11 protein-coding genes are annotated in these 10636 nt (G+C 72.6%); 6 read left to right on the top strand and 5 right to left on the bottom strand.

What is annotated here, in order from left to right; all coding sequences use genetic code 11:
• The 5 genes from ACE3Q3_RS20550 to ACE3Q3_RS20570 all read right to left on the bottom strand — a co-directional run.
• Positions 1 to 1244: TRAP transporter large permease subunit (locus ACE3Q3_RS20550; protein WP_374449112.1), on the bottom strand; the 1244-nt coding region annotated here is incomplete at its 3' end.
• A 10-nt stretch (positions 1245 to 1254) separates the two neighbouring features.
• The gene (locus tag ACE3Q3_RS20555; protein WP_374449113.1) at positions 1255 to 1800 is read right to left on the bottom strand and encodes a TRAP transporter small permease subunit; all 546 of its coding nucleotides are present in this window, start codon (positions 1798 to 1800) and stop codon (positions 1255 to 1257) included.
• A 135-nt stretch (positions 1801 to 1935) separates the two neighbouring features.
• Positions 1936 to 2262: an HNH endonuclease gene (locus ACE3Q3_RS20560; RefSeq protein WP_374449114.1), complete on the bottom strand. Its 327-nt coding sequence runs from the start codon at positions 2260 to 2262 to the stop codon at positions 1936 to 1938.
• A complete protein-coding gene (gene msrB, locus ACE3Q3_RS20565; protein WP_374449115.1) occupies positions 2259 to 2744 on the bottom strand; it encodes a peptide-methionine (R)-S-oxide reductase MsrB in 486 nt (161 codons plus the stop codon). The genes ACE3Q3_RS20560 and msrB overlap by 4 nt, the downstream gene beginning before the upstream one ends.
• A 270-nt stretch (positions 2745 to 3014) precedes the next feature.
• Positions 3015 to 3767, bottom strand: coding sequence for an arylesterase (locus ACE3Q3_RS20570; RefSeq protein ID WP_374449116.1), 753 nt, complete (start codon positions 3765 to 3767; stop codon positions 3015 to 3017).
• Between ACE3Q3_RS20570 and ACE3Q3_RS20575 the strand changes: the two genes are divergently transcribed.
• The 6 genes from ACE3Q3_RS20575 to ACE3Q3_RS20600 form a co-directional block, all read left to right on the top strand.
• Positions 3745 to 4470 (top strand): ABC transporter ATP-binding protein, encoded by a 726-nt coding sequence (locus tag ACE3Q3_RS20575; RefSeq protein ID WP_374449117.1) that lies wholly within the window; start codon positions 3745 to 3747, stop codon positions 4468 to 4470. The two genes, ACE3Q3_RS20570 and ACE3Q3_RS20575, sit on opposite strands and share 23 nt — an antisense overlap.
• A gap of 16 nt (positions 4471 to 4486) precedes the next feature.
• Positions 4487 to 6997, top strand: a complete 2511-nt coding sequence (locus ACE3Q3_RS20580; RefSeq protein WP_374449118.1) for an ABC transporter permease — start codon at positions 4487 to 4489, stop codon at positions 6995 to 6997.
• Positions 6998 to 7156: 159 nt separating this feature from the next.
• Positions 7157 to 7846, top strand: coding sequence for a Bax inhibitor-1/YccA family protein (locus tag ACE3Q3_RS20585; protein WP_374449119.1), 690 nt, complete (start codon positions 7157 to 7159; stop codon positions 7844 to 7846).
• Positions 7847 to 8107: 261 nt separating this feature from the next.
• A complete protein-coding gene (dnaN, locus tag ACE3Q3_RS20590) occupies positions 8108 to 9226 on the top strand; it encodes a DNA polymerase III subunit beta (RefSeq protein WP_374449120.1) in 1119 nt (372 codons plus the stop codon).
• Positions 9227 to 9276: 50 nt separating this feature from the next.
• Positions 9277 to 10416: a DNA replication/repair protein RecF gene (recF, locus tag ACE3Q3_RS20595; RefSeq protein ID WP_374449122.1), complete on the top strand. Its 1140-nt coding sequence runs from the start codon at positions 9277 to 9279 to the stop codon at positions 10414 to 10416.
• Between the two features lie 14 nt (positions 10417 to 10430).
• On the top strand, positions 10431 to 10636 hold a 206-nt coding region (locus tag ACE3Q3_RS20600), incomplete at its 3' end, for a hypothetical protein (RefSeq protein WP_374449121.1).

Genomic DNA, 10636 nt, shown 5'->3' on the forward strand with positions numbered 1-10636 from the left:
TAGAAGAGGGTGAAGCCGAACGGCGGGGTGAGGAAGCTCGTCTGCAGGTTGACCCCGATCATGACCCCGATCCAGAGCGGGTCGAGCCCGAGCAGGATGAGCGCCGGGCCGCAGATCGGCAGCGTGATGAGGATGATCTCGAACGTGTCGAGGAAGAATCCGAGGATGAACATCACCGCCATGACGGCGAGCATCGCGCCGAAGGCGCCGCCCGGCACGTTCTTCAAGGCCGTCTCGACCAAGTGCTCGCCGCCCAGCCCGCGGAAGACGAGCGAGAACAGCGACGCCGCCAGCACGATCACGAAGATGATCGAGGTGGTGACCATGGTATTGCGGGCGGCGTAGGCCAGGGTGTCCAAGCCAAGCCTGCGGTTCGCCGCCGCCAGCAGCAGCGCGCCGATCGCGCCGATCGAAGCGGATTCGGTGGGGGTGGCGATGCCGCCCAGGATGCTGCCGAGGACGGCGACGATGAGACCGAGCGGCGGGATGAGGGCGATCACCACCCGCTTCGGCAGGCCGCGCCGCTCGGCGTCGGTCATCTTCAGGGCCGGCACCGTCTCCGGCTGGAAGATCGCCTTGTAGACGACCCACAGCAGATAGAGCCCGCACAGGAAGAGGCCCGGCAGGAGGGCGCCGGCGAAGAGGTCGCCCACCGAGATCGGATCGGGCGAGAAGTTCCCGAGACGGAGCTGCGCCGCCTGGTTGACGCCGGCCAGCAGGTCGCCGACGAAGATCAGCACCGTCGACGGCGGGATGATCTGCGCCAGCGTCGCCGAGGCGCAGATGGTACCGGTCGCGAGCTTGGGATCGTAGCCCGCCCGCAGCATCGCCGGCAGGCTGATGAGGCCCATCGTGATGACGGTGGCGCCGACGACACCGGTCGAGGCGGCGAGCAGCGCCCCCACCAGCACCACCGAATAGGCGAGGCCGCCGCGCAGCTTGCCGAAGAGCTGGCCCATCGTGGTCAGCAGCATCTCGGCGATGCCCGACCGCTCCAGCACCAGCCCCATGAAGATGAAGAGCGGAACCGCGACCAGCACCTCGTTGATCATCGAGCCGAGGTAGCGCGACGGCAGCCCGCTCAGGAGCTGGTAGTCGAAGACGCCGAAGGCGTGGCCGATCCAGGCGAAGACGAGCGAGGTGCCGGCGAGCGTGATGGCGATGGGATAGCCGATCAGCAGCGTGCCGATCACCGAGGCGAAGAGCAGGATGCTGAGCCAGTCGCCGGTGTTGAGACCGTCCATTCCGGCGCCCCTACTGTTCGGCCACGGCGGGGGCCGCCGGCAGCAGGGCCTCGCGCCCGGCGATCGTCAGCACGCTGCGCGCCAGGACGACGAGCCCCTGCAGGCCCATCAGCAGGCAGAAGACGAGGATGGTCGCCTTGAGGACGAACAGCCCCGGCATCCCGCCCACCTGCGACGACGGCTCCTGCAGCGCGAACGAGGCCAGGACGTAGGGCCAGCCGTACCAGCCGAGCACGAGGATCCACGGGAAGAGGAACACGATCGTCGAGACGAGATCGAGCCACGCCTGCGTCCGCCGGCTCCGGCGGGCATAGTAGATGTCGACGCGGACATGCTTGTTGGCCATGAAGGTGTAGCCGGCGCCGAGCATGAAGACGGCGCCATGGATCCAGACATAGAGGTCCTGGAGCCAGATCAGGCCGGTATGGAGTGCGTAGCGGATGAAGACCACGGTCGCGCAGACGAGCACCGTGGCCAGGGTCAGCCACTTCACCCATTCCCCGACCCGATGGTTCACCGCTTCGCCCCAGCGGACGAAGGCAGCGAGCGCGGACATTCCCTCTCCCGGTTCCTGGGGGCTGCGGAGGGGCCGCCCCCGGCCGGTCCCGCGCCCCCGTTCGACAAGTCGCCGCCATTTTGGACCCGGGGTAGCGGATGGGAAACAGATAATTGCGGCACCCGCTCGCAGGTGTCAGCGGCGGCGCGGGCCCCCCTGGCGCGCCCGGTGGTGGCCGTCGACGAAGGTCGGCGGCTTGCCGGCGACCCACCGGCGGAAGGCGGCGATCTCCGGCTGCGCGCGCAGGCGCTCGACGGTGTGATAGCGGTCGCGCAGGTCCTTCTCGGACAGGACGGCGTGGATCTTGTCGTGGCAGATGCGGTGGACGGCGATCGCCTCGCGTCCCTTGAAGCGCCGCGGCACCAGATGGTGCAGGTTGACGCTGGGCCCGGCGACCATCGGGCGGTCGCAGAGCGGGCAGGATCCGAGGTCGGCGCCGGCCGCGGCGTCGAGGTCCTTCACCGGCGGCCGCAGGCGGGGCGGCCGGGCACCGGGTCCGGCTCGGCGGCCTGCGGTTCGAACGTCATCGCGACGCCGTTGACGCAGTAGCGCAGCCCCGTCGGCGGCGGACCGTCCGCGAAGACGTGTCCGAGATGGCCGCCGCAGTTGGCGCAATGCACCTCGGTTCCGGCCGTGGCCTCCACCCCGTCGTCCGCCCGGCCGACCGCGCACTCGAGGGGGCGACAGAAGCTCGGCCAGCCGGTGCCGCCGTCGAACTTGTCGGCGGCGTCGAAGAGCGGCTGCCCGCATCCGGCGCAGAGGAAGCGGCCCGGCCGCCGCTCGCCGTCGAGCGGGCTCGAATGGGGTGGCTCCGTCCCGTGCTCGCGCAGCACGCGGAAGGCGTCCGGCGCCAGGCAGCGGCGCCAGTCCTCCTCGGCCATGGCGACCGGAAAGAGACTCGCCGGCGCGCCGTGCGCACGCCCGAACAGCTTGCCCAGGCTCATTGCGACCATCTCCGGATAGCGATCCGGCGATCAATGTAGACCCGGCGACGGCGGCCGCCCAGACGGCCTCACGGGCTCGTCATCGGCCCCCCGGCGACCTGTGGCAATTCGGCGGCAAGGCGGCATTTTTCGGGCAGCGGAACCCGGTTCCGGAAGGCCCGTTGCCGATACGGAAACCCCTTCGGAGCCACGGGACATGGAGTTCCTCTTCATCGTGGCGGCCAACGCCGCCGTCATGCTGGCCGCCGCCGCCGTCATGGCGATGGCCAACTAGTCGCCGCGCCCGACCCGGTCGAGAAGGGCGGTCACCGCCGGCAGGATGCGCTCCACCATCACCGCCACCCCGCGGGCGTTCGGATGGATGCCGTCCTGCTGGTTGAGGTCGCGGTCGGCGGCGACGCCGTCGAGAAAGAAGGGGTGGAGCGCCACACGATGCCGGGCCGCCAGCCGGGCATAGATGCCGTCGAAGGCCGCCGCATAGTCCCGCCCGAGGTTGGGCGGCGCCCGCATCCCCACCAGCAGCGCCGGCACCCGGGCCTCCGCCAGCCGGGCGAGGATGGCCGAGAGGTTGCGCTCGGCCTCGGCCGGGTCGAGCCCGCGCAGGGCGTCGTTGGCGCCGAGTGCGACCAGCGCCGCGTCCGGGCGGTCGGCCAGCGCCCAGTCGAGCCGCGCCAGCCCGCCGGCCGAGGTGTCGCCGGATACGCCGCCGTTCAGCACCGTGACGTCGCGGCCGGCCGACCGCAGCGCCGCCTCGAGACGGGCGGTGAAGCCGTCCCCCGCCGGCAGGCCGTAGCCGGCGGTCAGGCTGTCGCCGAGCGCGAGCAGCTTGCGGGGCGCGGCGGCGGCATCGCCGGCCCACCCGAGCAGGAACAGGAGCAGAAGCGGCGCGGCGTTGACGAAGCGCCGAAGGGGGCCATATCTGCGAGGCGGAACCGGGCTGGTCGCGATCCGGCCAATGCCGCGCCGGCCGTCCACCCCGACCGATGGTTCCAGCCCCTCCATGCCGCCCTCCGCATCCGCCACCGCCCTGCCCCTCGTCGCGCTGTCCTCCGTCGAGGTGAAGCTGGCGAGCGCGGCCGGCATCGTCAACATCCTGCGCGGCATCGACCTCGCGATCGGCGAGGGCGAGACCGTCGGCATCGTCGGCCCCTCCGGCTCCGGCAAATCGACCCTGCTGATGGTGGCCGCGGGCCTGGAGCGGCCGACCGCCGGACGCGTCGCGGTCGGCGGGGTCGATTTCGCGACGCTCTCCGAGGACGGGCTGGCGCGGTTCCGCCGGCAGCATGTCGGCATCGTCTTCCAGTCGTTCCAGCTCATTCCGACCATGTCGGCGGTCGAGAACGTCGCCATTCCGCTCGAACTGGGCGGCCGGCGCGACGCGTTCGCCGAGGCCCGGGCGGCGCTCGACCGGGTCGGGCTCGGCCACCGCCTCGACCACTATCCGGGCCAGCTCTCCGGCGGCGAACAGCAGCGCGTGGCGCTGGCCCGCGCCTTCGTCGCCCGGCCGCGGCTGCTTCTCGCCGACGAGCCCACCGGCAACCTCGACGGCGCCACCGGGCAGCAGGTGATCGAACTGCTGTTCGACCTCCGCCGCCGCGCCGGCACCGCCCTCGTCCTCGTCACCCACGACACGGCGCTCGCGGATCGCACCGACCGCGTGGTGCGGCTGGCGGACGGCCGGATCGTGTCGGACGAGCGCCGCCCGGCACTCGCCCGGGCCGGCTGATCCCGCCCGCCCCACTATGGCGCTGCCCTTCGCCGTCCGCATCGCCCGGCGCGAACTGCGCGCCGGCATGGCGGGCTTCCGCCTCTTCGTCGCCTGCCTCGCGCTCGGCGTGGCGGCGATCGCCGCCGTCGGCTCCTTTGCCGCGGCCGTCGTCGCCGGCCTCGACGCCGACGCCCGTCGCCTGCTCGGCGGCGACATCGAGATCCGGCAGATCCACCGCCCGCTCGACCCCGGGACCAGGGCCGAATTGCAGGCCCTCGGCCGGCTGTCCGAGGTGGCGGAGATGCGGGCGATGGTCCATGCCGGGCCGCAGCGCCTGCTGGCGGAACTGAAGGCGGTCGACGACGCCCACCCGCTGGTCGGCGCGATCGAAACCGAGCCGGCGGAGGCCGCTTCGGCGCTGGCCGGGACAGGAGGGCCGCCGCCCGTCCTCCTCGAGGCCGGGCTCGCCCGGCGCCTCGGCGCCACGGTTGGCGACACGGTCCGGATCGGCGAGGCCGGGTTCGTCGTCCGCGGCACCGTGATCCGCGAGCCGGACCGCGGCACGTCGGCCATCACCCTGGGGCCGCCGGCGCTCGTCCGGCTGGCCGACCTGCCGGCGACCGGCCTCGTGCAGCCGGGCAGCCTGGTGGCCTGGCGATACCGGCTCGCCCTGCCCGATCCGGGGAGCGCCCGGGCGGTCGCGGACGCGATCGCGGCTCGCCACCCCGACGCCGGGTGGCGCGTGCGCACGGTCGAGAACGCCGCCCCGGGCCTCGTCTCCTTCATCGACCGGCTGCGCCTCTATCTCACGCTCGTCGGCCTGACCGCGCTCCTCGTCGGCGGGGTCGGCGTCGCCAACGCCGTCGAGGCGTTCCTCGAGCGCAAGCAGGCGACGATCGCCATCCTGAAGTGCCTCGGTGCCCCCGGCGGCAGCGTGCTCGCCGCCTATTTCGTCCAGGTGGCCGGCATGGCCGCGGTCGGCATCGCGATCGGGCTCGCCGTCGGCGCCGCCCTGCCCTGGGCGCTGGTCGCGGCGGTCGGCGACCGGCTCCCGGTCGAGGCCCGGGTCGGCCTCCATGCCGGCCCGCTCGCGACGGCGGCCGCCTTCGGCATGCTGACGACGCTCGCCTTCGCGCTGTGGCCGCTCGGCCGCGCCCGGACGATCCCGCCCGCCCGCCTCTTCCGCGACGTCGTGCAGCCGAGCCGGACCCGGCCGGGCCTGCCGATCGTCGTCGGCACCGTCGCCGCATCGCTCACGCTGGCGGGACTGGCCGTCGCCACCGCGCCCGACCGCCGCCTCGCCCTCTGGTACGTCGCCGGTGCCGCGGCGGCACTGGCGCTCTTCCGGCTCGCCGGCTGGGCGATCATGCGGCTGGCGGCGGCCGCCCCGCGCCCCGGCCGCCCGGCGCTGCGCCTCGCCGTCGCCAACCTGCACCGGCCGGGCTCGCCCGCCCCCTCGGTCGTGCTCTCCCTCGGACTGGGCCTGACGACCCTGGTCGCCGTGGCGCTGATCCAGGCCAACCTGCAGCGCCAGGTGACCGAGGCGATGCCGGCCTCGGCCCCGACCTTCTTCTTCATCGACCTCCAGGCCGACCAGGTCGCCGCCTTCGACGCGCTCGTCGCCGCCCATCCGGGCGTCGAGCGCCATGCCCGGGTGCCGTCGCTGCGCGGCCGCATCACCCGCCTCGGCGGCACCCCGGTCGACCAGGCGACGGTGGCGCCCGAGGCCGAGTGGGCGCTCCGCAACGAGCGCGGCCTGACCTATGCGGCGCTGCCGCCGGACGGGACCGAGATCGTCGCCGGCGAATGGTGGCCGGCCGACTATCGCGGGCCGCCCCTCATCTCCCTCGACGCCGAGGTGGCGCGCGGACTGGGGCTCGGCATCGGCGACACCATGACGATCAACGTACTGGGCCGCGAAGTGACGGCCCGGATCGCCAACCTGCGGCGGATCCGCTGGACCAGCCTCGCCATCAACTTCGCCATCGTCTTCGCGCCGGGGACGCTGGAAGGCGCGCCGCAGACCCACATCGCCACCGCCCGGGTGACGCCCGAGGAGGAGGTTCGGCTGCTGACCGCGGTCACCGACCGCTTCCTCAACGTCTCGGCGATCCGGGTACGCGACGCGCTGGACGCGGTCGGCGGCGTCCTCGGCGACATCGCCGCCGCGACCCGGGCCACCGCCGCGGTCACGCTCGCCGCGGGCCTGCTGGTGCTGGCCGGCGCGGCCGCTGCCGGCCACCAGCGGCGGGTGCGCGATGCCGTCGTGCTCAAGGTCCTGGGCGCCACCCGGCGCCATGTGCTCGCCGCCTACCTGATGGAATACGGGCTGCTCGGCCTGGCGACCGCGACCGTCGCCGCCCTGTTCGGGACGCTGGCCGGCTGGCTCGTCCTGACCCAGGTCATGCGGGCGCCCTGGACCTTCCTCGCGACCCCGGTGCTGGCGACGGCGGGCATGGCGGTGCTGGTGACGCTCGTCATGGGCTTCGCCGGCACCTGGCGGGCGCTGGCGCGCAAGGCGGCGCCGGTGCTGCGCAATCCCTGAGCCGGGCCGGCGCTGTGAAACGTGAAATCCGCGAAAGGTTGGTGGCGCCGGCCCCACGCGCCGATTGATCGGCCCGCGCCGTTCCTTATATTGACCTGCGGGAGAGACCATCGCGGACGACGGAGGCACTTGATGGCATACGGGCAAGACAGACGTTACATGACGCGCGCCGAAGCGGAGGCTGCGCAGATTGACGTCGGCCTGCGGCAATACATGCTCCAGGTCTACAACTACATGGCGTCCGGGCTGGCGCTGACGGGCATCGTCGCCTATCTCGGCGCGACCACGGGCTTCTACGCCTCGATCGCGCAGACGCCGCTGATCTGGCTGGTCATGCTGGCGCCGCTCGGCGCCGTGTTCTTCCTCAGCTTCCGCATCGAGAAGATGTCGTTCTTCGCCGCCCAGGCGACCTTCTGGGTCTTCTCGGTGCTGATGGGCCTGTCGCTCAGCTACATCTTCCTGCGCTACACGGGCGCCAGCATCGCCCGCGTCTTCTTCATCACCGCCGGCACCTTCGCCGCCATGAGCCTCTACGGCTATACGACGAAGGCCGACCTGTCGCGCTTCGGCTCGTTCCTGATGATGGGCCTGATCGGCATCGTCATCGCCAGCCTGGTGAACATCTTCATCGGCTCGACGGCGCTGCAGTTCGCGATCTCGGTGATCGGCGTGCTGGTCTTCGTCGGCCTCACCGCCTACGACACCCAGCGCATCAAGGAAGTCTATCTCGAGACCGACGACGGCGAGACGATGGGCAAGAAGGCGGTCATGGGCGCCGTCACCCTCTATCTCGACTTCGTCAACCTGTTCGTGCTTCTCCTCCAGCTCTTCGGCGGACGGCGCGAGTAGCGACGCTTTTCGGGGCCGACCCGAATCGGAACCGCCCGGCCCTCGCGCCGGGCGGTTTTCGTTTTACGAATCAAGGCCTTGCCACCAGTTCGCGACACTTCTTGTTCGGCCGCGATCCGTGGTATGGTGCTGCCCCGTCGAAACGCCCCCCAGCGGGGCGTTTCCCCGTGTATGGGGCGGGGCTCGGGGCCTCCCAGACGGGGGCCCGCGACCCGGGCGACGGGCCAGGACCCTCCTCTTCCCGAACGGACGACGCCGGCCATGAAGCTCACGATCGAACGCGCCGCCCTGCTTCGCGCGCTGGCCCACGTGCAGAGCGTGGTGGAGCGCCGCAACACCATCCCGATCCTGTCCAACCTCCTGATGCGCGGCGAGAAGGGCGAAATCTCCCTGGCCGCGACCGACATGGACATCGAGATCGTCGAGACGGTGCCGGCGGAGATCCAGCGCGCCGGGACGACGACGGTGCCGGCGCACACGCTCTACGACATCGTCCGCAAGCTGCGCGACGGCTCGCAGATCCAGCTCGAGACCGACGGGGTCAAGGGCACGCTGACGCTGCGCTCCGGCCGCTCCACCTTCACGCTGGCCACCCTGCCGTCGGAGGACTTCCCGGCGCTCTCGGGCGGCGAGCTGCCGCACCGCTTCCAGGTCGCCGCCGACGAACTGCGCCGCCTCGTCGACCGTTCGCGCTTCGCCATCTCGACCGAGGAGACGCGCTACTATCTGAACGGCATCTATTTCCACGCCGCCCAGGCGGGCGACCTGCCGGTCCTGCGCGCGGTCGCGACCGACGGCCACCGCCTCGCCCGGGTCGAGATGCCGCTGCCCGAGGGCGCCAAGGGCATGCCGGGCGTGATCGTCCCGCGCAAGACCGTGAACGAACTGCGCAAGCTGATCGACGAGGTCGGCGCGCCGGTCGCCATCGGCGTGTCCGAGGCCAAGATCCGCTTCTCCTTCGAGGGCGCGACGCTGACCTCGAAGCTGATCGACGGCAGCTTCCCGGAGTACGAGCGCGTCATCCCGGCCCACAACGACAAGGTCATGGACGTGCCGCGCCAGCCCTTCTTCGAGGCCGTCGACCGCGTCTCGACCATCACCTCGGACAAGGCGCGCGCGGTCAAGCTGCACATCGCGCCCAAGGGCCTGGTGCTGTCGGCGACCAGCGCCGACACCGGCACCGCCCAGGAGGAGGTCGAGGTCACCTATTCCGCCGCGCCGATCGAGATCGGCTTCAATGCCCGCTACCTGCTCGACATCCTGCAGCAGATCGAGGGCGACGACGCCCGCTTCGCGATGGCCGACGCCGGCTCCCCCACCCTCGTCCAGGACAGCCAGGACGCCTCGGCGCTCTATGTCCTGATGCCGATGCGGGTGTGATCGCGCGCGCCCGGTCGAGCGCAGCCGGCCGCTTCGCGCCCCGGTCGGAGATGGCCCGGGCGGAAGCGGCGCCCGCCGTCGCCGTGACCCGGCTCGACCTGTCGGACTTCCGCTGCTACCGGCAGGCGCGCATCGACCTCGACCCCCGGCCCGTGGCGCTCGCCGGCCCGAACGGCGCCGGCAAGACCAACCTGCTCGAAGCGGTCTCCTTCCTGGCGCCCGGCCGCGGCCTGCGGCGGGCCCGGCTGACCGAGGTCGACCGCATCGGCGGCGGCGCCTGGGCGATGGCGGCGACGGTCGAGACCCCGGCCGGCCCGGTCGCCATCGGCACCGGCCGCGACCCGGACGGCGAAGGCCGCGAGCGGCGGCTGGTGCGCATCGACGGCACGGCGCAGCGCGGCCAGGCGGCCCTGGCCGGCGTCGCCGGCGTGGTCTGGCTGACGCCGCAGATGGACCGGCTCTTCCTGGAGAGCGCCGGCGGCCGGCGGCGCTTCGTCGACCGCCTCGTCTACGGCTTCGATCCCGAGCATGCGGCCCGCGTCGCCGCCTACGAGCACGCCCTGCGCGAGCGCGGCCGCCTGCTGCGCGAGCGCACGGGCGACCGCGGCTGGTTCACCGCGCTCGAGGAACAGATCGCCGGCCACGGCGTCGCCATTGCGGCCGCCCGCCGCGACCTCGCTGCCGCCATCGACCGGGCCGCGGCCGAGGGCGTGGGGCCGTTCCCGCGCCCGGCGCTCGCCATGGACGGGACGGTCGAGGCCTGGCTCGACGAGATGCCGGCCCTGGCCGCCGAGGAGCGCCTGCGCGAGGCGCTGGCGGCCGGCCGCCGGGTCGACGCGGACTCGGGCTCGGCCGCGGTCGGGCCGCACCGCAGCGACCTCGCCGTCCGCCATGGCGGCAAGGACATGCCGGCCGCGCAATGCTCGACCGGCGAGCAGAAGGCGCTGCTGCTGGCGATCGTGCTGGCCGACGTGCGGCTGCAAGCCGCCGCCCGGGGCCACCCGCCGATCCTGCTGCTGGACGAGGTCGCGGCCCATCTCGACCCCGACCGGCGCACCCACCTCTATGACGAGATCCTGGCGCTCGGCGTCCAGGCCTGGCTCACCGGCACCGATGCGGAACTCTTCCAGCCGCTCGCCGGGGCCGCACAGCATTTCCGCGTGGCCGACGCCATCGTCACGCCGCGCTGAACGGAGAGAGAGCGATGTCGAACCCCGCCCCCGTCACCCCGCCCGAGGATGCCCCGAACCCGGGGCAGGCCGCCCAGGGACAGGCCGCCCAGGGACAGGCTTACGACGCCAGTTCCATCCAGGTACTCAAGGGCCTGGAGGCGGTGCGCAAGCGGCCGGGCATGTATATCGGCGACACCGACGACGGCTCGGGCCTGCACCACATGGTCTACGAGGTCGT

This window comes from Allostella sp. (genome assembly GCF_041913585.1).
Classification (GTDB): Bacteria; Pseudomonadota; Alphaproteobacteria; order ATCC43930; family Allostellaceae; genus Allostella.

Bases quoted from the DNA above. Each gene is read 5' to 3' on its own strand.
- ACE3Q3_RS20575 (WP_374449117.1), top strand. From the start codon at position 3,745: ATGCCGCCCTCCGCATCCGCCACCGCCCTGCCCCTCGTCGCGCTGTCC.
- msrB (WP_374449115.1), bottom strand. From the start codon at position 2,744: ATGAGCCTGGGCAAGCTGTTCGGGCGTGCGCACGGCGCGCCGGCGAGT.
- dnaN (WP_374449120.1), top strand. From the start codon at position 8,108: ATGAAGCTCACGATCGAACGCGCCGCCCTGCTTCGCGCGCTGGCCCAC.
- ACE3Q3_RS20555 (WP_374449113.1), bottom strand. From the start codon at position 1,800: ATGTCCGCGCTCGCTGCCTTCGTCCGCTGGGGCGAAGCGGTGAACCAT.
- ACE3Q3_RS20580 (WP_374449118.1), top strand. From the start codon at position 4,487: ATGGCGCTGCCCTTCGCCGTCCGCATCGCCCGGCGCGAACTGCGCGCC.
- recF (WP_374449122.1), top strand. From the start codon at position 9,277: ATGGCCCGGGCGGAAGCGGCGCCCGCCGTCGCCGTGACCCGGCTCGAC.
- ACE3Q3_RS20585 (WP_374449119.1), top strand. From the start codon at position 7,157: ATGACGCGCGCCGAAGCGGAGGCTGCGCAGATTGACGTCGGCCTGCGG.